Source organism: Ideonella paludis, from assembly GCF_018069865.1.
In the GTDB taxonomy this organism is placed as follows: Bacteria; Pseudomonadota; Gammaproteobacteria; order Burkholderiales; family Burkholderiaceae_C; genus Ideonella; species Ideonella paludis.
Window position 1 is genome coordinate 51,717 of the sequence record NZ_JAGQDG010000010.1, and the last position, 21,904, is coordinate 73,620.

Here is a 21,904-nt window from a genome sequence, read left to right on the forward strand (position 1 = left end):
TTCTTTCACTGATCTAATTTCACGGTGATGCTGCGTCCCGAGGGACGCTTGATCACAGCCTTGTCGGGGTGCAGTGCCAGCAGCACATCACCCCCAGGGAGCTTGGCGCCCACCCCATACGACTCATCGCCCACCACCAATCGAAGGGCTTTGCCCGTGCGCATCACGCCGACGTTCAGGCTGGCGTAGTCCACCGCACCCAGGTCCTGAGGGGCGGCCGAAGCAGCGGCTGTAGGCTTGGGCGCCAAGCTTTGTTCGAGGAACTCCGCCAGTTCAGCGTCAGAGGTGTTGGCCTGAGCCGCTTTGACTTGGCTCAGCAACTGTTTTGCCCGCGCCAAGCGCTGGCGGTCAGCGGCGGTCCCACCTTCACTGGCATTTGCGCTTTCTCCCAGAGCCAGCAGCCTGGGTTGGGCCCACACCCAAACCGCAAGCCCCAGCACGGCCAAGGACAAGGCGGCCACCGCCACGCGCAGCCATTTGAGTTGGAGGTTCATCGCACACCGCCTGCCGCACTGCGGTCAATCAAGTAGGTCACCACCTCGCTGCTCTCGGCATCGCCCGCTCCTGCGGCGTTGGCCTGGCTTGGGCTGCGGCGCGAACGCACCGTGAAGCCCTGGTTCTCTAGCTGCCGCACAAACTGCGACAGCACGGCGGACTTGTTGTCGACTGCGGCAGCCAAGGCCGCATCCAACCGAATGCCTTTGACCGGCTCCGCCACGCCTGCCTTACGCGGCGTTTTGTCGTCGCGCTCCAGCCCCAAGCTCAGCACCACCATCTCGGGCGGCACGGCCAGCTTCACCCGACCGAGCCACTCGGCCAATGCGCCAGGTTGTCTATAGCCCGCCGCGAAGGCTTGAGTCAAAAACTCAGCTTGGGTATTGGCCTCAACTTGGGGCCGGGTTTGGGCGCGCAAGGTTTCCGCTTGGGCACTCAAACCGCTCAGGCGTTGGGCCAATTCCTGGCCAGCCTGGTGGTGGCGCCAGGCCTGCCACCCCAGCAGCCCAGCCAAGCCGATGGCCACGGCACAGGCCAAGGCGTTGGCCAACTGCACGCGAGGCCAGTGCTGACGGGCCAGCAAGGCGGCGTGGTCTGCGGCCGGGTTGCAGAGGTCCTTCACCCGAGCTGTGTCAGCCAAGCCCCCCAAGCGTTCAAACTGTCGCCTTAGGGTATTGCCATCCGCCGAATTGAACCAAGCCCTCAAGGCCAAGCCCTTAGGCCACCATTCCTCCACCTGCAGCGGCGCATCTGCTGAGGCCGAAGGGGATCGGAAGTCAAAGAGCTCCAACTCCGCATAAGCGTAGCGCTGTGATGAACCATCGCCGACAGCCGCCTGCTCCACCATATTGCGCAGGGCGGCATTGACATCGCTGTCCAACCCCATGGGGGAGGAGCGCAATTGCAAGGCTCCAGACTCCTCCCACACCAAGCACAGAAAGGCCGTGAAGCACATCAAGACCGCTGACTTGGGCGTACAGCGTTGCACCGCCAGGCCCGGCAACAGGTAGACCGGAATGGCTTCTTCGGCACGCGCCGCATAGGCCATCATCTCCGTCCAGCGGGACAGCGGAATGGCGCTGTAAAGCACTTGGTGATGTTCACCGAGCTTGCGAGTGGCATGCACCACCACCTGCACCCGCTCAGCGAAGGTGCCGTTGTCCTCGGCAGTCTTCTGCAGCACTTGGGCCGCATATTGAACATCGCCGTCGTAATGCGTCAGCTCAGGGATGCTGCCTTCATCCAACCACAGCACACAGCGTGGCCACAGGCCGCTACGAGGCTCAGCACTGCGCACTTGGCCCAGATGGAAGCGGTGCCACTCGTCGCGCAAGGCCACCGTGTGGTCGGCTTGGCGAGAGGGAGGAGGAGATCGTTTAAGCATGACTTGGAGGCGTTGGCCGACGGCAGTGCCTCCGTGTCAGAGGCCTGCTCAAGTCGGCATAGAGCCGGTGCAGAGGAGATAGAAGCGATCGACGATCACTGATTCATGCGGTAGTGGGCCGTCAGGGTCCCCACTTGGCCGTCGGCCGTGCTGCCGCTGAGCATGGTCTGGTTGTTGGCCCCCCAATCCACGACATTGGCCGTGACGCCCTCCAGCCGGAAGGTGCCAGCCGAGGCATTGATCACGCCGTCCAAGCCGTTGTCCAGATTGCGAGCCAAGTCGGGGGTTAGGCCTGTGATCACCATGACATTGCCCGCGCCAGACACGGTGCCCGGTGGGTTCCACTGGAAGCAGGCCTGCAACTCTTGGGGATTGCCGTTGGTGTCGAGGTAGGCGTACTTATCTTCTAGGCCTTTGCCCCGGCCCCGTGGCAGCTCGACACCCGCGCTTTGCAAGATCTCCAGCACATGCTTCTCGGTGCCCGAGGCGTCTTTGGCCTTGGCATTGCCCCGCGTAAGTTTGCTGCCGGTCGGTGCGGCCGGCCCGCACAGGGCGAGCGGTGCGGTGACGCCCGACAGGTCACCACCAGTGGGGCCGCTGTAGAGCGAGCCGTTGACCATCAGTTTGGGGGCGTCCATCTGGTCGCCCAGCGGGAATCCGTAGCGCTGCACAAAGGTGTTGTAGGACAAGGCCCACTGGTTCACAAAGGTCTGCTTGATGCGCAGGTACTCAGCGTTCTTTTGAGTGTCGCGACCGATCATCACGGCGGCCAAAATGACCCCGATGATGACCATGACGATGGCCATTTCCACCAAGGTAAAGCCCTGGGAGGATCGTCGTTGTTGAAGGGAGTGCGTCATGATTTCAAATTCGAAAAAAGATGAGTGGTGCGATGCTCAATAACGGGCACCGGTATTCAGGGCTTTCTTGTAACCATCCGAGGTTGACCATGTGGTGGTGTTCACCAGCCCGAGGGTGGCAAGTGCAGGGCGAGCCAAAAAGTCGTCAAAAAGTCCGGCTCTGGTGTGATAGATAGCCGCGTCCGCCATCAGCAAGCCTTGCGCGGCCATAGCGTCAGCCGTGGCAGCCGCAGCAAACGGCAGTGAAACGCCGCTGGGCGCGCAATAAGGGCAAGACACCACGCCTACCGCCGCCAGCGTGTTGCCGGTTTGACGAAAGATCTTAGAGCTGCCCTGCAGCGCCTGGGTTGTGGCCGCCACCGCGTCCAGGTTGAAACTGGCCAATTCCGCCGTCCAGACCTTCATGCGATCGTTGTAGGACTGAGTCAGGAACTCCATGCTCGCCAACACATTGGCATTCGCCCTCAGTGCATGGGCTCTGACCTGGGTGCAGTTGAGCGCAGCCCACAAGCTGCTGCCGGAGGTATGCAGTGCTCTGTCTTGATGCTGGAGATCGGCCTCGGGTAACAAGCTATAGGCGGTATGGGCGGCCTGATTCGTGGCGGTGACCAAGTTCGCCAGCGTTTCGCAGAAGTTCTGCTCTTTGACGCCAACGGCACCCGCGTTGCCGGTGAATGATTTCACAGGCATGGCCGTCATGGTCTTGAGAATGTCCAGACCGGTGGTCGCCAACACCTTGGCGTCAAAGCTGTTCACCTGCTGCAGCTCTTTGGCCACCACGCGGTAGCGCATTTGCGCCGCAACCGGCAACGGCAAGCCCAGGGTCTTGACAGGCAAATAGCCTTCCGTGATGCCGCAGTTTTCGGTGCCGCCAGTGGCCAAGTCTGCGTTGTCTGCCGGGCAAGGCAGGCGGCTGTGCATGGCCGCATAAGCCGTGATGGCCGCCTGCGCGCGGTGCACCGCTGAGTCTTGGATCACCATGCGCGACTGGGCGTCTTGGCGTTGCACCATGGCGATGATCAAGATCATCAGCAAACCAAAGCATGCCAATGCAATCGAGGCCTCGACCAGGGTCACCCCGCTCTGGGTGCGGTAACGATTGATGTGTCTCATGTTGATGTCCTCAATAGTGGCGCATGAAGTGCTCGCGGAGCTTGCTCTCGGCATCGCTTTGTTCAGCGTTCACGATCTGTGATTGAATGAGTGTGTTCGCCAGCATTGCCGTACTCGTCGCCAAATAGGCTGCGTCCACGCCTGGTTTCAATGGGTAGGTCAACATGCCGGGCGCAAGACTGGCCTGGGCCATGCCTGCAGCCGTCAAGGTGGCTGCGGCGGTGGGTGTGCCCGTGACCCAAGAGGTCCCCCCTTGCGACCCTGCCGTCGGAATGGCCGACGAAATGAGCAGGGACTTAGCGGCGTAGTAAGAGGCGTTAGTCGCATCAAAGGCCAAGCGCTCAGCGTCAGCAGTCACACTCAACACATCGATGGGCAACTGCATGAAGTTGATGAGATTCGCGTGGTCTGAAATGGCGTAATAGGCGGTCACCAGGCCATGCAACTCCGACAACAACTCGATGCAACCGTATTGGGCAGCCAGTTCACCGTGGCCTCGGGCCTGAGCGTTCTGGTAGCTGGTGTCCGTGAATTCGGCTGTCAAAAAGGCTGCTGTCAGGCCCGATGCCAAGGGTTTTGCACTGCGCTGTAAGTTCAATAAACGCTGGCAAAAATCCGCTCTCGCGAAACTCTTGCGACTGCTGCCCCCCAATATGCCCGAAGGGCCAGCATTGACGGACTCACCGCGCAGATTCGGCTGGTAGGTATTGACCTGCGTGTCGCTCAGCATGGCTTCGTCCACCACATAGCGCACCCCACCGGCATCCGGCAGGCCCAGTGCGTCCCAGGGGACCTTGCCCTGCCGGTAACCGGCAACCGACGAAGGCTCCGGGTCTTTAGGTGGGGGCAGCTTGCCCTTGGCATGCGCGTAGGCCACCAGCGCATGCTCGGCCATGCGGACAGGGTTGAGTTTGTCAGTGGCGCCGCGCTTGCTGGACATGTCCAACAGGTAAACACCACCGGCCATCAAAGCGCCTAAGATCATCAGGCCAATCGATAGCTCAACCAGGGAAAAGCCACGTGCAGACCTGCCGGCCCGTAGCCGTGTTCTGGCTTGTATGAGAAGTGAGGTCATGGGGTACTCCGTCTTCAAAGGGGGATTCAGCACAGATTTCTCGGGCTCAGATCAACCCCAAAGTGGCGGCCGTGTCTGGGAAACTCTTTTGCCGAAGCAATGGCCATGTCGGCATACCCGCAGTGATCCCTTCGAGCGTCAGGCTGGCTGCGTCGTTTGTCATTTGCACGCCCACGTCGGCAGCGGCCAAAGCCATAGCAGCGGTGCTCACCCCCAGTGCTGCAGTCTCGAAGGCCAAGGTGTTCCAGATCTCAGGGCAAGGCGCGTGGCCTGCGGTGGTCAAGATCAGGATGGACTTGATGATGTTGGCCCCTTCGTTATCCAGGTCTCCTTTGGCCTCCACCACGGACAGCGCCGCGTAAGCCGTGCCGCCGATGGCCAAGTGCGCCCGGTGCATGAGGAAGTCGGTGCCTGAACGAATCTTTTCACCTGGTGCCAACGTCACATAGGGCTCGATGTTTTTGATGGCGGCAACGCCTGCCAATCCCCCACGGCAGCCCAGACGCGACAACAGTTGGTCAAAGGGAACAACCTCCGTCACATCGCGATAGCTGCCGTCTCGGGGCCGGTTGGGAGACTCAATGACGGGGTCATTGCTGGCATTGAGGTCAGAGAAGGCCTCACCCGCCGCGCTGACCGCCAAGCCGTAAGCAATGTTGACGGCGGGCTGGTTGGAGCCAGGCTTTTTGAAGCTGTGCGCGAAGCGCATGTCAGCACCAGCGGTGGTGTCCATAGTCCAGGCCGTGATGTCCACTTGCCCGACCTTGCCGCACAGATCAAACCCATCAATTGGATCGTCCGCGAAGCTCGAGAACCTGACGCCCGCCCAGCCATATTTTTTGGCCACCAAGTCACGATTGTCATGCGAATTGCGGTAAGCAACATAGCGCACCGCCGCATTGAACGAGTGATTAGGCTCGTGGCTGCCCGGCGTGCCACTGGGGATGCCACCGCCACTGCCACCACCACCACCACCACCAGCGCTGCCACCTCCGGCATAGCCCGTCATCAGCGTGGCCACCGGCAACCAACCTTTGCCATTGGCAATCGTGCAGTTCCCTGCGGCGTCAACAGCCTCTCTGGCACCCATCTCGGCGGCAGGGCAAGGCAGCCGGCCATGCCAAGCTGCAAAGGCATCGACCGCACCCTTGGCCCACTTCAGAGTGGCAGCTTGGGTCGCCACGTCGCGGTTAGCTTCCTGCTGCGTGACGCGCCAGTGGTGAATGCCCAGAACGCCCAACACGCAGACACAAGAGACGGCCACAAAGGCCAGCGCGGCCTGACCGCGTGTCACAGTCTGCTTGAGCATCAAGCGCGAGCGACCCAAGGGGGCAGCGCTGTGCGAGTGGGAAGTGCGGGTGTCTGACATGGTGTGGCTCCTCTTGTTGGGGGGCCGCAGGCCCCTGTGGTCTGCGGCAAGCAAGAAGAAGGTTCGTCAGGTCCCAACGGCGTCAACGAAGCATTCCAGCCTGCTTGTGACGTACTGTTTCATTTGGGCGCTTAAGCTGCTCAAGCTTGCGACGAAACGCGCTGAGTGAGGAATCAAGCAGTCCGCTTGCGCCACGAGTGCTCATGGCCTCGCTGCAAGGTTCGGATTCGGCCGAGAGCGCCTCGGCGGCCTCAGTGGCCAAGGCTGTGCATTACTGCACAGTCAGCGCGGCAACTTGAAAGTCGAGACCGCCTGCAAGAGGCGGTCGGCCTGTGCTTTTTGCGCCCGGCTGCTAGACGCATCGGCCCGAGCATGGGGGGCCGATGCTGCCAAACGCTGAGAAGGCAGCCCAGCCTCCTTGCCCTTGGCCTGGGCATCTGCCGTCGCTTGGATGGCTTCGGCCACCTCGCGGATCACCGTCACGGTGGCGGCCATCCGAACCACCATATCGCGCAGGCCCGCGGCAATGGAGACGTTGTCGCCCTCTGCAACGGGAGGGCTAATGTCTAGACGGCCGTGCGCCACCTCGTTCATGAGTTGCCGAATATCGCTGGGCTCACTGCCTAGGTCACGCCAGACAGAGCGCACGATCAGTGACGATGCATTGGCCAACATCAGCAACACCACCAAACCCGTCATCAGGCTCACTAACAAGCTGGTGTTAAGGCCTTTGTCGGCCTCGTTCTGCCGCTCCACGGTCGCCGTATTGGCAGAAGTGATTTCGTCGGCCAAGAGCCCATACAAGGATTTTTGAGCGAGCTGCATTTGGGCCACCTTGGTATTGGCAGCCTCTCGGTTGAGCAAGGCTTGGGTGGCCGCTGTGGCCGCCTGCACATACTCTGTGAAGGCCACGTGCAGTCGAGCTGCATCCGTGGCCTTACCGTCAATGGCTTGGGCACGCTGCAATGAGACGGTCGCCCTGACAGTCAGATCCCTGGCCTCCTCCATGCGCTGTGGGTCGCCTTCTGCCGCTGCAGACTGCAGCGTCAAACGCAGTTGCTCGACATCGCGGTCCAGGCGTTGGACGGCTTCGAGATAGGGGTAGTCGACCTTGCGAAGTTGGTTCAGTGAGGCAGCTGTCTTATTGCTGACCCAGAAGCTGGCCAGCAAACCCACTGCAAAAAAGATCGCCGCGCTCACCGGGAGCATCCAGACCTTGTGCTTGAATTTCACGATCCCGGCTCCCTTGCCCAAGCCCTATTCCAGGGTCAACACCGCCTTCACGCTGGCGTCGAGTGCAGTACGTTCGATATAGCCCACGGCCTTGGTATCACTGGCGACAGCGCGCTTGACCGCTGACGCGTCACCCATTTGCCGAGGCGCCAAGCCCTTGCCCGAGAAGATGATGCGGGACCAGGTCGACTTGACCTGGGCGACATCTCGCCCCGTGGCACGGCGATAGAACTCGGCATAGGTGGCAGAGGTATCAGGCAAGTCGATGGGCGTCAGCAATTGACTGCGGCCGAGATAGATGTCTGCCAGCAACTCTCTGGTCACAGCCGGAGCCTGCGGGTGAACGATGACCACGATATCTGCACCAAGGGCTGGTGCTGACAGCAGCACCCACGCGCACAAGCTCCAGAGAGGACCGGTACGCGCCCTAGAACACATAGTCCGCCACCACGCTGAAGACGTCGACACGTTCGCCTTGAATGTCAGCGTCGGCGTTGGTCAAGCGGCCAATGGAGCGTGGGCCTAAGTGGATCCGCTCCCACTGCGCTTTGAGGGCCAAATTGCGTGCCACATCCCAGCGCAGCCCTAGCGCGGCCGTGGACTGCTCAGCGTTCAAGGTCCGCAGCGAGTCATTCAAGGCGTCAACGGCCAGGCGTGCCGGATCATCAATGGCGGCCACGCCGGTGGCATGAATATAGGGTTCGACAGGAATGTCTGGCGTGGTGCGCGAGTAGCTGGCGTAAGGCGTCCAGGCGCCCAAACGCAAGCCCCCTCCCACATACCAAGACTTGCTGCTGGCCAAATAGCCCCCCCCCTTCAATGACACCCACTCGCCGCTCACAAAAAACTGCCCGGGGTCGTAATTCAAGCCCAGGGCGGCGACATTCAGAGTACGGCCCACGAGTCGGTAGCGGTCGGTCAGCCTTCGTCCCTCGGCTGCTGCTTGCTGAAAGTCCGGCAGCGGAATGGACTCCGCCAACTTAATGAGTTGCTCTGCCCCCTCTTGAAAGGCCACACCATCAGGCGTCTGCGCGTCGTAGTCATAGCGCGCGAAGCTGCCGCGCAAAGTCAAAGCACCGCGCTCCAAGGTGTTGGCGATGCCCATGGTGGCTTTAGAGCTGGCTTTCGCAATCAATGAGCGAACAGAGGTTCTGCCAGCAAATAGTTGCAGGCTATTGCTAGCGTCTCCCCAGCGGCTTCGCCAGCTGACGTCGACACCATCATTGCTGGTCAATGGCAGAGTGCCGTATACCTCAGTGGGCACGCGAACCCAAGGCATGCCATACCCCACGTGCCGACTGTCCGCGATCATGTACACCGGCAGGGCCGTTCGCCCCAACCGCAGGCGCCACTCGTCATTGACTTTGTAAGAAAGGTTGAGCCATTCCACAGCCGGTTTGAATTGTTTGTCGTACTGCTGTTGGGCGACCACCTGGGCCACGACCTCAAAGCGATCATCGAGCCGCAAGTTCATCTGAGCGCCGACCCGGGAGTCCGTTGAGAACGCCCACTCACGCGTCTTCCCAGCTCCGTCGGGCTGTATGCGCGTGGCCACGAAGTCCGCTCGGTCGTCATCGGAGTGAACGGCACCCACAGTGGCAAAGCCCGACCAATGGAGGTCTAGTTTCTGCTGCGCGCTGGCAGCGCCACTCAGGGCACAGCACAGCACACCAGCCGACACAGCAAGCGATGAAGTGGTCAAAGCAAGTCCCTTGCGTTTAATGCGCCACGCCCCGCGCGCTGGCGGGGCCTGGCCGAGCGCTCAAAGCGCTGATGGTGAATTTAGCGTGCTCTGACCAGCAGCAAGGCCCAAGAAGGGCCGCAGACATGCACAAATTCGACGCTTCGACCAAGATCGCGTATGTCAGCGGCGCGGCCGTAGTGGCTCGTCAGGACGGGCCACGCCTAAACCTAAAGACGCCGCGGTACGTTGCCGACGGCGCGCCTTTTGTCGGGCATCAAGCTCCATCGCGTTGCGGGCGTCAAGGCCCGAGAGGTCCTGTATCTTCCACCACAACAGCGCCAAGCCAAAGGGCAATAAGAATTTCCAAAGGTCGCCGAACAACTCAGTGTTCCATCGCCCCGGTGCTCCGATGCCTGCAAAGTGCATCACGATAAGTCCGAGCCCAAGAATCACCATAAGCATGAAATCTCTCCCGTCACAAAATTCCACATAAGCTCACGCAATAGCTGTGAACCATTCGCCAATGGACGCCATGTTGGCGAAAAGCACTGTCTCTTGATGACCCTTGAGACGGAACCAACTTGCAATGGAACGAAGTGGCGTCTTCACGGAACCAATTTGCTCGCTCGGGCTGCGGCCTTGAGTTGCATTGGTCCGCCTGACCTGCCTTGCCCGTGAGGCGGGAATGTAAGAGTCTCGCGTCCACCTAACTCAAGTGGACACTTATGCAAGCGAATCAAGAGAAGGTCAGGCGGCGGCGGATGTACAGCGTGGCATTCAGGCTCAGCGTGCTCAGCGCACTGCCGTCTGCATACAGCGTGACGCTGCCACTGGCCGTGCTGGGCTTGACCTTCATCGTCAGCGTCACCATTTGGTTGGCAACCGCCGGGTTCGCGCTGCTGCTCAGCTCGGTCGTGGTGCTCACCGCCGCCCAACTGGGCGCCGCCAGCAGCAGCCACACCACGGCCAGCATGCTGCACAGCACTGCTTGGGTGGTACGGCGCAGGCTCTGCTTTGCGGTCTGGCTGCAGGTTTGAATCCGCGTCTTAATGATGTCGCCCTCGGCTTCGCTTCGATGGTGTTTTTGAATTTGCAGAAGAATCGTGGCCGCGACCATCTTCTTGAGCAGACCTCTCGCCTTGGACGTGGCGGCCTATGTGATCAGCGCCTTCGCGCGCATTCGATCTGGCCTCCAAGCACGATGACTTGACCAAGCGGCAGACCGAGCTCGAAGAGAAGACGGAAGCGCTGGCTATGAACTGAAACACCTTTAGCCACAACACCCGAGCCCAGCTCAAGAAGGTGTTTGACGCCAGGATCGAACTAGTCAGACCACCTGATCCGCCCAAGCGGCCTATCGGGTTCGTCACGCCTGAGGATAGGGGCAAGAAGACTTCGGGATCGCACACTCGTGGGGTTCAAATTAAAGACCTGCCCCCGATTTCCTGGAGACTTGACCTCAATGTCGCCCTCATGTGCCCGGCGAATCGATCTGAGCGAGAAGCCTTGGCGGAAGGAACTGTCTGACTAGAGTGATCACCGCGCGGGCATCGCCGAACAAGGCAGTATTGAGTTCCAAGTTGGAACCGTCGGCCACCACGAAGTGGTAGGAGAGCCGCGAGAACGAGACCCGCTGAACCCGATCCCAAGGAACGCTTGCTCTGCTCTTGAGTGCACCGCGATGCAAGAGAAAGCTTTGTGAGACGCCTTCTCTACTGACGCTGACTGAGCACAGTGAGTAGATGCGGACGAACAGCCAGCCAAAGGTAACTGCAATAACACCGCAAACCGCGGCAGCGACCAACAGATCGCTTCCGGGGGAGACGACTTGACGCGCGAACGCCCAAACGACAGTGCCAATCGGCACAGCGCACACCAAATACATGATGCCCCTGATCCAAGGACTCACGAACAGAGCCGGGGAAGTGGCTAAAGGGTTCCCGTTATCACTCATTTCGCCATGCACTCGCACATATCCGTCACGGGCGCATTGCCGATCACGCCGCCTCCAAGGTTACGAAGGAAGTTGCCGATGCTTGTATTGAGTCGAATACTTGCAGCGTTGTTGCTGGCATCTACCATCTCGCGCGAAGCGGCTGTGCTGGCATAAGGCCAAGGGGACGCACGACCGACCGCTCCGCCGATAGCACCACCGACCACACCCGTCGCGAAATTTGTGTTGGCACCCGTCCAACTCATGGACTCACCTTTGATCGCAGAGCCCGCCGCATATTGACCTACGTTTGAGACTCCGCCCCAGGCCGCAACACCAACGACGCCACCTGGTACGAACGGCGCAGCCGCTCCTGATATGAACCCTCCACCCGTCGCCACCAGGAAGTCTGTCAAGCTAAACGGCTTGCACCTATTGACAGCGAGTTGCCCGACCAGATTTCCGATTGCCCCAGCACCAGCGCCGATGAGCCCGGTCACGATTGGCAGCGGAAGACGTCCATCTGGATCGGTGTAGCTCAGCGGACTCCCCCCAACATAAGCATAGGTATTGATGCCCCCTTGGAGTCCAATCGGATCGGACTGCGCATACCGCCCCGCCCCCGCCCGGTAGTCCCGGTGGTGGTTGTAGTGCCAGCCCGTCTCCTTGTCAAACGTCTGCCCGGGGAATCTGAGGTTGAAGCTGAAGTCGCCCAGGGCGCTGGGGTTCTCGTTGGGCGGGCTGTTGCCAAACGCTTCGGCCTGGTCCCAGGGCCAACGGTGTTAGGTGATGCGGTTGGTACCGAGAATGCTTTGGAATTCCATGGTGATCGCGTCGTCCAAGGGGCTGATCTCCGTGGTACCCGAGCCAACTTGCCAGCTACCGGTACGGCGCATTAGCCGTGCTTTCCACTTGACCGAGTCGGCTAATCCAAAAATTCTCTGTGGGCCAGAATTATCGCTGAATTATCAAATTCCATGGCCTTAAATTACCAAGACATTCACTTAGATTATCACATTCAATTGATCAGTTAATAATCACAATAAATCAAACCCAAAGAAATATGCAACTGATGCACAACGTCGCGAGCTGCCTTTTCCGAATTCAAGAATACACCATCTAAGCCAATAACAGCGTCGACAAATTTAATTTGTGGCGAGGTGTCAGCGTAGTCCACGCGACTGCCACCAAGTTCGGAGAGCAACTCTGAACACGTAACATCAATCAGTTCGCCCCACGGAAATGCATCACCTTCTTTTGGCACGTTGCGCATGGAAACCCTCCCCGCCAATGAACCTATCGGATTAGTCGGCGAAGAGAATATCGGGACATTCAAATGTATGATCATATTATCTAGGGAGAAAGTGGCTGATTTGGAATATCTAATCCACTCTTCATGATTATTTCCTCTGACATATTGCAACCCATTGCAGCACCCATAGCAATCATTTCATCAATTTTATCCACTTTACCTCTCAGATCCCTTGCATGCCCCTTCCAAGTACCATTCATATTCGTAATTGCCGGATTTGGGACGTCATAGGCATTCCTGAACAGCGTTTTATCATAAAGCATGCTATCACGTTTTTTTCTGGCCTGCAGTATTTCCTGTCGTATATAAGCCTTAATTTGCTCACAAGGATCCCCCTCTGCACAATTAGCTTGATCCCAATACTTTTCCTGTTTTCCCGTAACCCATCGTGGCTTTATATTTTTACTAAACATCCGATCAATCAGTACTGCACCCGCGCCTAGAGCTACGCCAATTGCGACAGTGGTTCCACTGACAACCGAAGGTACAGCCGGCAACAAAAACACGAGTCGGCCGTCCGGATCAACGCCGCTTAATGGGTTATCAAGTGCATACGTATAGGTATTGATCCCCCCCGCCAGCCCGATGGGATCTGACTGCGCATACCGCCCCGCCCCCGGCCTGTAATCCCGGTGGTGGTTGTAGTGCCAGCCCGTCTCTTTGTCAAACGTCTGCCCGGGAAATCTGAGGTTGAAGCTGAAGGCGCCCAGGGCGTTGGGGTTCTCGTTGGGTGGGCTGTTCCCAAAGGCCTCTGCTTGGTCCCAGCGCCACCGGATGGCGTGGTTGCTCGATTGCACGATCACCCGTGGGGTGTCGAGGTGGTCTGCGTAGACGTAGTGCACTTGGGTGCTGACCTGGAGGGGGCTGCCCGTGCGGGTTTGGGTGAGCACGGCCACGGGGGTGTCGCCCAGGTAGACCACTTCGTAGGCTGGGTTGCCGTCTTTGTCGTACTCACCGATCAGATGGCCTGCTTCGTCATAGGCATAGAAGCGTGCGCCGCCATCGACTTTGGTGGTGGGGCCGTATTTGACGACGCGCTGCTCTAGCCCGTTGTAGCGGTAGTTGGCCACTTCGGCCCCCGTGGCCGTGCCCACGGTGACGCGGCTCAGGCGGCCCCGGTCGCTGTAGGTGTAGGCATAGGTGCCGTCGCTTTGCAGGTTGCCTGCGGTGTCGTACTGCAGGCTCTTGCTGCCCGTGGCATTGGTCTCGGTGGTGACGCGGTTGCTGGTGGGGGCAATGGTCTGCGCGTAGGTGTTGGCTGCGACTTTGAGGCTGTTGCGGTTACCGCTGGCGTCGTAGCCATAGCCATAGCTGGTGGCCTGTTGGTTGGCGGTCAGCCTATCGAGCCCGTCGTACCCAAAGGTTTGATCAAAGCCGCTGGGGTTGGCCCCGGTGCCGCTGTGGGTGAAGCTGTTGATGCGGCCCGCGTCGTCATAGCCCACGGTGCGGGTCAGGCCGGCGGCGCTGCCGCTGCCCGCCGGGTTGCCCAAGGGGTAGGTTTGCAGCCGGCCCGCCCCGTCAAAGCTGCGGGCGTAGGCCACGCCATCGCCCCAAGCCCAGCCCTTGACGGTGCCCAGGCCCGTGTAGGCCAGGGTGTTCAGCAGCGTTACGGTCTTGGTGGTGTCGGTGGCCGTGCCTGCGGCGTTGACGGGGTTGATGCTGATGCCGCTGAGTTGGCCGTTGGTGGCCCACAGGTAGTTCACCTGGGTCTTGCTGGGGTAGGTTTGGCTTTGCAGCTTGCCGGTGGCCCCGCCGCTGCTGCCCCAGGTTTGGCCCAGCACAAAGCTGCGGCTGGTGGGGCTGCCACCGGTGGGGGTGTAGGTGACGATTTGGGCTTTGTTCAGCACCCGCCCAAAGCCGTCGTGGCTGTAGGTGGTGTTGCCGCTCTCATCGGTGAGCTTGCACAGCTGGCCCACGCTGCCAGCGTTGGTGGTGCAGTTGTCGTACTGGAAGGTGGTGGCCGTGCCGCTGCTGTAGCTGATTTGGCTGGGCCGGCCCAGGGCGTCCCAGGTGTAGCTGAAGAGTTTGCCCCGGGCGTCGCGCCGGGTCTTGAGGCGGCCGTCGGCATAGAAGGTGCTGTTGGCGCTGCCCGTGCCGGTGTCGGGGCTGGTCTGGTTGAGTTGTTGGCCCAGGCCGTCAATGGTGTAGGTGGTGTTGAGCTTGCGGGGGTCTTGCACACCGATGAGCTGGTCGCGGCCGTCCCAGGTCTTCACCACCTCGGGCTGGCTGGCCGCCAAGGCCGGTGGGGGCAGTTGGGTCAGGCGCTCTCGGCCCAGGGTGTCCCAGCTTTGGGTTTGGCTGCGTGCAAAGGGCTGGCCACTGCCTTGTGGCAGGTTGACGGTGGTGAGCTGGCCGTTGGCGTTGTAGCCAAAGCTGCTGGTCAGGGCACCGCTGGGGGGCACGCTGCCAGGCTGCCCGGTGGCGCTGACGTTCAAGCTGGCGGTGCCCACGCTGGCGGAGTTGAGGGCATCGCCAGCGTATTCGGCCGTGATGGCGCGGGTTCCTGCCGTACTGAAGGTTTGTGTCCAGCTGGCGACGGCGCCACTGCCGAGGTTGATGGTTTGCAGGGCGATGCCGCCGTCTTTAAAGGTGACGCTGCCTGTGGCGGTGCTGGGGCTGACGGCCACCACCAAGGTGCTGCTTTGCCCCACGGCAATGCTGCTGGGGCTGAGGGTCAGCTTGGCGCTGCTCTGTGTGCCCCCAGCACTGAAGAGCTGGTTGAGCACGCTGGAGACGCTGGGCGCGTGGACGCCGTCGCCCAGGTAGCGGGCTTGCAGGGGGTAGCTGCCCGCCACACCAGCGGTGTCGCTGATGGTGGCGCTGCCGTTGACCAAGGTGCCGCTGGTCAGCACCGCGCCGTTGAGCAGCAGCTCGACCGTGCCACTGGCGGTGGGCGGTGCGACGCCAACGGTGATGCTGACAGGCTCTCCCACTGCCGCTGGGTTTTTAGAGCTGCTCAGCGTGGTGCTGGTGCCCTGCCAAACGGTTTGGCTCAGCAGGTTGGAGCTGCTGGTTTGGTGGCCCGTATCGCCGCTGTAGATGGCCTGCAGCTGGAAGGTGCCCACGCTGGCCGTGCTGGTGGTCAGGCTGGCCTCGCCACTGGCGTTCAGGCTCAGCGTGCTCAGCGCACTGCCGTCTGCATACAGCGTGACGCTGCCACTGGCCGTGCTGGGCTTGACCTTCATCGTCAGCGTCACCATTTGGTTGGCAACCGCCGGGTTCGCGCTGCTGCTCAGCTCGGTCGTGGTGCTCACCGCCGCCCAACTGGGCGACGCCAGCAGCAGCCACACCACGGCCAGCATGCTGAACAGCACTGCTTGGGTGCTTTGGCGAAGGCTCTGCTTTGCGGCAAGCACCGCCTGTGCCAACCCCTGGCGGTAAAACAAATCGGTACGACTGTTCGCGTTCATGACGGCCTCCTCAGCTTTGCTTTGTTGTGGTTGTTGGGCACGCTCAATCAGGGCACCAAGGTTTCAGACTGCATGCGGCTCAGTGCGTCATAGCTGCGCACAATGAGTTTCTGCCGCACGCCTTGGGCGTCGGTGTGCTTCTCTTGCAGGCGGTTGCCTGCGCCGTCCAGGCTGTACTCCACCAGGTTGCCCAGGTGGTCTTCAACCTTGGTCAGGCGGCGGCTATCGTCATAGTGGTGCTTGCGCCATGCGCCATCAGGCTGGATTTGTTTGTCCAGCAAACCTGTGGGGTGGTAGGTGTACTCGGTCAACAGGCTTTCGGTGCTGCCGTCCACAGGGCGGGTGCGTACCAGCCGCAAGGCACCTCGGGCGTTGTAAGCGCGCGCTTCAACGTTGCCATTGGGCAGCACACTGCGCAGCACTTGGCCCCAGCGGTTGTAGTGGGTGTGCGTGGTGGTTTGCTTCACCCCATTGACGGTGATGCTGACGGTGTTGAGGTCCCCCACGTGGTGGCCCATGAGTTCCCCCAGCTCACTTTGGGCGGTGCCGGAGAAGTCATCTGCCTCGAAGTAGGTGTAGTCGCTCACCTGCCCTACGGGGTCGGTGGCTTTGGTCACTTGGCCACGGGCGTTGTAGGTATAGCTCCAGCTTCGGCGGCCTGTTTCTGCGGCTGTAAAGCCGAGCTGTCCGGTAGCGTCGTTGGTGGCTTGCTCGTAGCGTTTGCACACCACGGCCAGCGGGGTGGTGCTACCCAGGGCTTCGCCCACGGGCAGCATGGCACCGGCGGGCACGCAATTGGCTACGGCACCGGCATTCAGGGGGTCAGGTTGGCCGTTGTAGACCGTGGTGGTAATGCGCTTGGGCTCTGCCACGCGCACGGGCTTGGCCCACATGGGGTGCCACTGGGTGTGGATGAGGCGCTGAGGCTCTTCTGGCTTGAGGTTGGCCGGAATGGTGTAGGTGGCCAGGTTGTCTGGGCAAGTAGCCGCTGTAACGCCCTCTAGGCGCAGGGTTTCCAGCGGGCGAACCGTGTCATAGGCCATGCAACTGCGACGGCCCGCAAAGTCTTTAGCGCTGATGATGTTGCCCCGAGCGTCGTAGCCGGTTTCGGAGTTGGCCGCCGTGCAGCCACTGCCCGCCGGCTGGCTGCGTGAGGTGATGCGGATGGTGCCGAGGATGCTTTGGGATTCCAAAACGATGGCCTCACCCAACGGGCTGGTGATCGCAGCCCCGGTGCCGGCCACCCACGCCCGGCTGCGCCGGAAAAGGCCAGTGCTCGGGTCCTTCACCGAGGTGGTTTGGAGCACGGGTTTGGTGGCCCAGGTCGCCTTGAAGTGATTTTGTTTGTTGCCGGTATAGGTTTCTGTGGCTAAGCCATCAGCGTCATAGACATAGGTGCTGAAGCGCACACCGTCTTCATGGATCTCACCCGTGACGGCCCACGGGAAGCGAGCGTCTTCATAGAGGAACTCACGCACTTTGCCGTCAGGCCAAATCACTTTTTTGAGATAAGCCTGCGCGGTGTACTCGAAGTTCACCTTCTTGCCCGCCTGACTGACCCAACTGAGCAAGATATCGCTTTCGCCGACCTTTTTATAACCAAAGGTGATGGGTGCGCCCATGGATGGGGTGATGGTTGCCAACAAGCCAGCAGCAGGAAGGTCTTTGGTCAAATCGATGGCTGGTGCGTAGGTGTAAATTTTACTTGGGCCAGTGGCATCCAATTTTTGGAATATATCTTGCTGCAAGAGCCAACTCACAGCTCCGTCTGCATGAAATACTGCTGGCAGGCTCCCTCCAGCGACAAAGCTGGCCGTTCCATTCGCCAGCAAGCGGGCGTCAGAGACACCATCAAACAGATACTCACGGTGCGCACCAGCTTGGTACTGAAACTGGGTTCGTCCCGCTTGAATATTTATTTTCTTTGCGCTCTCTTGCCAAGAAGGTGCCCACAGGCCACCCAGCACACGGCGAATAGCTGAGATGGTGTATTTAGGCTTTCCGTCGTCGGTGAGATAATTGTATTTACGGCCAGTGTCGTAGGCGATGGCAAGATCGGCAATACCTAAACTAAGTTCTATTTTTTTTGCACCCTTGCCAGGGAATATTGGGTTACCAAAGCCCGCTTCGCAGGTCTCGCAGGGTAGGGCCGCATCCCAAACTGGATAGCAAACCGCTCCCGTACTTTGAAATCTCTCTTCTTCGAATTCGGAACTCAACTTAAGAATGGTTTCAGGTGGGCAACTGAAAATATATCCTTGACTCAACGGAGAAATACAACCTTCGCCCTCAATGATGGTCCCGTTTAAAAATGCTTCCACGTACTTTCCCGATCCTGTTGTCCATCCAACTTTAGCTTGGATATCTTCCACAGGATACCAAGGCCCGAGCGTCCCATCGCTATTTTGATCACGTCGCTCAGCACTAAATATAGCAATCATTTCATAAGAACAAGCCGGACCAACCAACTCTGTTTTGATATAATCAACACATCGATGCAAGTGTGAATTTAAAGAGTTATTGCACCACTCTAGCCCCCATTCCTGGCCCATTGCATTAACATTATCTGGTGTTGAGCGAACGCACCCTGGCATCATTTTAATTTCGGTGAAAGCCGCCTTAATGGGGGTCTCCTCGTTTTCAGTGCAATAAGTGACGGTACGCAAAGCTAGCACTGGCGCGGGGGTGGTCTGGGTAGACCGTTGATTTCATTGACTTTCCTGTTCGCTTTGTAAACGGGTATGGTGGCCTCCCACTTTTGAGGTTCACGATGCAGGGTTGGCACACAACGTTTTTGGGGATGCGTGGGCTCCCCCGCGATATCAGCGACTTCGAGATGAAGGCATTTTTCACCTTCGATGGTGCCGAGCGCGACGCAATCAATGCACGCCGAGGTGATTCCCACAAGCTTGGTCTGGCGCTCCATATTGGTTTCCTGCGCATGAGTGGGCGTTTGCTCGGTGCCTTTCGGGTAATTCCAGTAGCCTTGTGGCGCCACCTTGGCAACGAGCTTGGCATTGCAGCACCAGAAGTCGCCTCGCTGAGAGCCATGTATGAACGCGGGCGCACGCTATTCGATCACCAACAAGTAGCCTGCACGGTCCTTGGATTCCAGTGGATGAGCGAGCACCAGCGCCGCTCACTGGTACGTGAACTGCGCGACGAAGTGGCGCGCTGCGCCGACCGCGATCAGCTACTCGTGCGGGCGCGTCAATGGCTGTACAAGAACAAGCTGGTGATCGTGCACGAGCGGGCAATTCGGACACTGATTGCGGCGGCACTTGCCCAGCTTGAAGTTGAAACAGGCACCGCCATCGCCGCCAGCGTTGATCCAGCAACACTTGATCGCTGGCGAGCCTCAGTTTCAGAGCTGCGCCCAGATGGACAAACCCAGCAGAGTTGGCTATGGGCTGCACCGGCGAAACACTCAACCCGCCAAATCAGCGAGGTACTGGAGCGCATCGACCTGCTTTACACGCTGGACGTTCATAAGCACCTGGCAGACATCCCCGATCTCATCTTGCGCCGCTACGCGCGCCGACTTGTCTCCAGGCCGCCCTCAGCCGGAGCCAAGATCAAAGAGCCAGCGCGCACCGTGGAGGTCGCATGCTTTCTTCGGTATTGCCTGTTCACCACCACAGACCAGTTGATCCTTATGGTGCAGCGCCGGATCGCCGATCTGTGGCGTCAGGCTGCCGCCGATGTCCCCGCTACCGTCAATTGGGCCGCAATGTACAAAACGCTGCTCGGCGAACTTGTTGCCTTGAGCGCGCAAGGTGCGGTGCCAGATGCTGAGTTGCGTGCCCGTCTTGAAGCCTTGATCACCGAAACCCAGAAACGCAAACCACCGAGCAGGGCCTCCCTGGTCCGCGAGGGATTGATTGATGGAATTCGCCCCGTGCGGTCGTTGCTCGTCGCCATTGCAAAGCTGCCCTGGCAGGCCACCGGCGAGCATCCTGCCATCGAGTACCTTGCCAAGCTGCAAGCTTTATATCTCAAAGGATCCAGAAAGCTGCCAGTTGAAGTGGTGGCACCAAGTCTGGGAATGATCTGGCAGGTTTCGATCTCCAGCCCAGACCGGGAACGGGCGTTTCAGGCGTTGGAGGTGGCCACCCTGTTTGCCCTGCGCCGCGCGGTGCGCAATGGCTCGGTCTGGATTGAGCACAGCCTGAGCTTTCGGGGTCGTGCGCGCTTGTTCTTCACGGACGAGCGTTGGCAGGCAGAGTCCAAGAAACACTATGCCCGTCTATCGTTACCCAGCAAGGCTGCCACTTTCTTGAAGCCTTTGCTGGCCAGAGTAACTGCCGGTGTCGATGCGGTGGCCGCTGCAGCCCGCAGTGGCGTACTGCGCGTGGATGATGAACTCCATTTGTCGCCATTGCCCGCAGAGGACGAAGACCCAGAAGTGACCAAGCTGCGCGCGGCTTTGGATCACCGCATCGGTGAGGTTCAATTGCCGGAAGTGATTCTGGCCGTTGACGCCCAGGTGCGCTTTAGCTGGATCATGCTCGGACGTGAGCCGCGCTCTACCGACGAGCTGCTGATGGTCTATGCCGGCATCATGGCCCACGGCACCAGTCTGACTGCGGTCGAATGCGCGCGCATGATTCCGCAATTGTCTGCCACCAGCATTCGCCAGGCCATGCGCTGGGCGCGGGACGAACGGCGTCTGAGCCAGGCCTGCCAGGCTGTGCTGGAATTCATGCAGCGACACCCGATTGCCGCCACCTGGGGGCGGTCCGATTTGGCATCTTCTGACATGATGAGCATGGAGACCACCAAACGGGTGTGGCAAGCCCGGCTTGATCCTCGGCGCAACACACCTTCCATTGGAATCTACTCCCATGTAAAAGACCGGTGGGGCATCTTCCATGCGCAGCCCTTTGTGCTCAATGAGCGCCAGGCGGGCGTGGCCATTGAAGGTGTCATCCGCCAAGAAAAGCTGGAGACCAGCCAGCTTGCTGTGGATACCCATGGCTACACCGACTTTGCCATGTCACATGCCCGTTTGCTTGGTTTTGATCTTTGCCCGCGGTTGAAGGAACTCAAACAGCGCCACCTCTTTGTGCCACGCGGCACCAAAGTGCCCGCAGAAATCGCTGCGGTGTGCGAAGCCAATGTCGACGTCGCTTTGATCGAAAAGCATTGGGATAGTCTGGTGCACCTGGCAGCCTCGGTCATGAGCGGACATGCCAGTGCGGTGGCAGCTCTTGCGCGGTTCGGTTCTGCCGCCCAGGGCGATCCAATCTATGAGGCTGGCGTGCAATTGGGGCGGTTGCTGCGTACGGCGTTTTTGGCTGACTACTTTGTCAAGGACGCTTTCAGGAACGAGTTGCGCCGGGTGCTCAATCGGGGCGAGGCTGTTAACGCCCTCAAGCGCGCCATTTATACCGGCCGGATCAGCCCGGCGCAGGCCAAACGTGTCGATGAAATGCAGGCTGTGGCCGATGCGTTGAGCCTGATGGCCAACATCGTGATGGCGTGGAATACCTCACAGATGCAGGCGGTCCTGGATCGCTGGTCGAACCGCCGCCAGGTCATTCCACCGGAACTGATCGGGAAGATTGCGCCCACCAGGCTGGAGAGCATCAACTTGCGGGGTGTGTTTCGCTTCCCGGTTGACCGCTATGCTGACCAAATCCTGCCTTCGCGGCCAAATGCATCGATAACTGGCACCAATGGATGAAACCGACCACGGTTTGACGCCACGAATCGCAGATTTGAAAGTGAACAGGAAAGTCAATGAAATCAACGATCTACCAACACCACCTCCGCGCCAGTGCTAGCTTTTCGTACCGTCACTTATTGCACTGAAAACGAGGAGACCCCCAGCAACAAGGAGATCGCCCGAGCTTTGGACATCGCCGAAACTACGGTCAAGATTCATGTGCAACACATCTTGCGCAAATTAGGGCTCAGCTCGCGCGTGCAGGCGGCGGTTTACCTCACGACTCGTTCGGCTTGAGGGCATCCACGCTACAAGGATGATCGAAACTGTGGGTTCACCTTAATCGTGTCACCAATGGCACCTTAATT

The 21,904-nt window shown here is 59.7% G+C and carries 17 protein-coding genes and 2 pseudogenes; 2 read left to right on the top strand and 17 right to left on the bottom strand.

Annotation, left to right across the window (positions count from 1 at the left end; translation table 11 throughout):
• Positions 1 to 5: 5 nt before the first annotated feature.
• From KAK11_RS21000 to KAK11_RS21075, 17 genes and pseudogenes are all read right to left on the bottom strand, one after another.
• Entirely contained in the window at positions 6 to 494 is a 489-nt protein-coding gene (locus KAK11_RS21000; RefSeq protein WP_210811542.1) for a hypothetical protein, read from the bottom strand.
• Positions 491 to 1,879 carry a YfgM family protein gene (locus tag KAK11_RS21005; protein ID WP_210811543.1) on the bottom strand — a complete coding sequence of 463 codons (1,389 nt, stop codon included), beginning with the start codon at positions 1,877 to 1,879 and terminating at the stop codon, positions 491 to 493. Before KAK11_RS21005 ends, KAK11_RS21000 begins: the two co-directional genes overlap by 4 nt.
• 95 nt (positions 1,880 to 1,974) lie before the next feature.
• A complete protein-coding gene (locus tag KAK11_RS21010; RefSeq protein ID WP_210811544.1) occupies positions 1,975 to 2,739 on the bottom strand; it encodes a type II secretion system protein in 765 nt (254 codons plus the stop codon).
• Positions 2,740 to 2,775: 36 nt separating this feature from the next.
• Positions 2,776 to 3,852: a type II secretion system protein gene (locus KAK11_RS21015; protein ID WP_210811545.1), complete on the bottom strand. Its 1,077-nt coding sequence runs from the start codon at positions 3,850 to 3,852 to the stop codon at positions 2,776 to 2,778.
• Between the two features lie 10 nt (positions 3,853 to 3,862).
• Positions 3,863 to 4,927 carry a type II secretion system protein gene (locus KAK11_RS21020; protein WP_210811546.1) on the bottom strand — a complete coding sequence of 355 codons (1,065 nt, stop codon included), beginning with the start codon at positions 4,925 to 4,927 and terminating at the stop codon, positions 3,863 to 3,865.
• Between the two features lie 46 nt (positions 4,928 to 4,973).
• Positions 4,974 to 6,296 (bottom strand): hypothetical protein, encoded by a 1,323-nt coding sequence (locus tag KAK11_RS21025; protein WP_210811547.1) that lies wholly within the window; start codon positions 6,294 to 6,296, stop codon positions 4,974 to 4,976.
• Positions 6,297 to 6,578: 282 nt separating this feature from the next.
• Positions 6,579 to 7,529, bottom strand: a complete 951-nt coding sequence (locus KAK11_RS21030) for a hypothetical protein (RefSeq protein ID WP_210811549.1) — start codon at positions 7,527 to 7,529, stop codon at positions 6,579 to 6,581.
• A 24-nt stretch (positions 7,530 to 7,553) separates the two neighbouring features.
• Complete coding sequence (locus KAK11_RS21035; RefSeq protein ID WP_310737848.1) at positions 7,554 to 7,883, bottom strand: hypothetical protein; 330 nt, start codon at positions 7,881 to 7,883, stop codon at positions 7,554 to 7,556.
• 73 nt (positions 7,884 to 7,956) lie between these two features.
• The gene (locus KAK11_RS21040) at positions 7,957 to 9,210 is read right to left on the bottom strand and encodes a porin (RefSeq protein ID WP_310737849.1); all 1,254 of its coding nucleotides are present in this window, start codon (positions 9,208 to 9,210) and stop codon (positions 7,957 to 7,959) included.
• A 183-nt stretch (positions 9,211 to 9,393) separates the two neighbouring features.
• Positions 9,394 to 9,675: a TIGR04438 family Trp-rich protein gene (locus KAK11_RS21045; RefSeq protein WP_210811552.1), complete on the bottom strand. Its 282-nt coding sequence runs from the start codon at positions 9,673 to 9,675 to the stop codon at positions 9,394 to 9,396.
• A gap of 274 nt (positions 9,676 to 9,949) precedes the next feature.
• On the bottom strand, positions 9,950 to 10,186 hold the full coding sequence (locus KAK11_RS21050; protein ID WP_210811553.1) for a hypothetical protein: 237 nt from the start codon (positions 10,184 to 10,186) through the stop codon (positions 9,950 to 9,952).
• 498 nt (positions 10,187 to 10,684) lie between these two features.
• Positions 10,685 to 11,098 (bottom strand): hypothetical protein, encoded by a 414-nt coding sequence (locus KAK11_RS21055; RefSeq protein WP_210811554.1) that lies wholly within the window; start codon positions 11,096 to 11,098, stop codon positions 10,685 to 10,687.
• Positions 11,099 to 11,163: 65 nt separating this feature from the next.
• The gene (locus tag KAK11_RS21985) at positions 11,164 to 11,412 is read right to left on the bottom strand and encodes a hypothetical protein (RefSeq protein ID WP_246499205.1); all 249 of its coding nucleotides are present in this window, start codon (positions 11,410 to 11,412) and stop codon (positions 11,164 to 11,166) included.
• A gap of 264 nt (positions 11,413 to 11,676) precedes the next feature.
• A pseudogene (locus KAK11_RS21990) lies at positions 11,677 to 11,889 on the bottom strand (RHS repeat-associated core domain-containing protein); the annotation flags it as partial.
• Positions 11,890 to 12,176: 287 nt separating this feature from the next.
• A complete protein-coding gene (locus KAK11_RS21065) occupies positions 12,177 to 12,419 on the bottom strand; it encodes a hypothetical protein (protein ID WP_210811555.1) in 243 nt (80 codons plus the stop codon).
• An 80-nt stretch (positions 12,420 to 12,499) separates the two neighbouring features.
• Positions 12,500 to 15,868 (bottom strand): RHS repeat domain-containing protein, encoded by a 3,369-nt coding sequence (locus KAK11_RS21070; protein ID WP_210811556.1) that lies wholly within the window; start codon positions 15,866 to 15,868, stop codon positions 12,500 to 12,502.
• A 47-nt stretch (positions 15,869 to 15,915) separates the two neighbouring features.
• Positions 15,916 to 17,490, bottom strand: a complete 1,575-nt coding sequence (locus tag KAK11_RS21075) for an RHS repeat domain-containing protein (RefSeq protein WP_210811557.1) — start codon at positions 17,488 to 17,490, stop codon at positions 15,916 to 15,918.
• A 1,148-nt stretch (positions 17,491 to 18,638) separates the two neighbouring features.
• On the opposite strand from KAK11_RS21075, the gene KAK11_RS21080 reads away from it, so the two are divergent.
• Positions 18,639 to 21,554: a Tn3-like element IS1071 family transposase gene (locus tag KAK11_RS21080; RefSeq protein WP_003049965.1), complete on the top strand. Its 2,916-nt coding sequence runs from the start codon at positions 18,639 to 18,641 to the stop codon at positions 21,552 to 21,554.
• A 144-nt stretch (positions 21,555 to 21,698) separates the two neighbouring features.
• Positions 21,699 to 21,833: pseudogene (locus tag KAK11_RS21085) on the top strand (LuxR C-terminal-related transcriptional regulator); the annotation flags it as partial.
• Positions 21,834 to 21,904 lie beyond the last annotated feature (71 nt).

Coding starts and splice junctions, on each gene's coding strand:
- KAK11_RS21080 (WP_003049965.1), top strand. CDS start 18,639: ATGCAGGGTTGGCACACAACGTTTTTGGGGATGCGTGGGCTCCCCCGC.
- KAK11_RS21015 (WP_210811545.1), bottom strand. CDS start 3,852: ATGAGACACATCAATCGTTACCGCACCCAGAGCGGGGTGACCCTGGTC.
- KAK11_RS21055 (WP_210811554.1), bottom strand. CDS start 11,098: ATGTATTTGGTGTGCGCTGTGCCGATTGGCACTGTCGTTTGGGCGTTC.
- KAK11_RS21045 (WP_210811552.1), bottom strand. CDS start 9,675: ATGCTTATGGTGATTCTTGGGCTCGGACTTATCGTGATGCACTTTGCA.
- KAK11_RS21025 (WP_210811547.1), bottom strand. CDS start 6,296: ATGTCAGACACCCGCACTTCCCACTCGCACAGCGCTGCCCCCTTGGGT.
- KAK11_RS21070 (WP_210811556.1), bottom strand. CDS start 15,868: ATGAACGCGAACAGTCGTACCGATTTGTTTTACCGCCAGGGGTTGGCA.
- KAK11_RS21050 (WP_210811553.1), bottom strand. CDS start 10,186: ATGCTGGCCGTGGTGTGGCTGCTGCTGGCGGCGCCCAGTTGGGCGGCG.
- KAK11_RS21000 (WP_210811542.1), bottom strand. CDS start 494: ATGAACCTCCAACTCAAATGGCTGCGCGTGGCGGTGGCCGCCTTGTCC.
- KAK11_RS21065 (WP_210811555.1), bottom strand. CDS start 12,419: ATGCGCAACGTGCCAAAAGAAGGTGATGCATTTCCGTGGGGCGAACTG.
- KAK11_RS21985 (WP_246499205.1), bottom strand. CDS start 11,412: ATGAGTTGGACGGGTGCCAACACAAATTTCGCGACGGGTGTGGTCGGT.
- KAK11_RS21020 (WP_210811546.1), bottom strand. CDS start 4,927: ATGACCTCACTTCTCATACAAGCCAGAACACGGCTACGGGCCGGCAGG.
- KAK11_RS21005 (WP_210811543.1), bottom strand. CDS start 1,879: ATGCTTAAACGATCTCCTCCTCCCTCTCGCCAAGCCGACCACACGGTG.
- KAK11_RS21075 (WP_210811557.1), bottom strand. CDS start 17,490: ATGGGCGCACCCATCACCTTTGGTTATAAAAAGGTCGGCGAAAGCGAT.
- KAK11_RS21010 (WP_210811544.1), bottom strand. CDS start 2,739: ATGACGCACTCCCTTCAACAACGACGATCCTCCCAGGGCTTTACCTTG.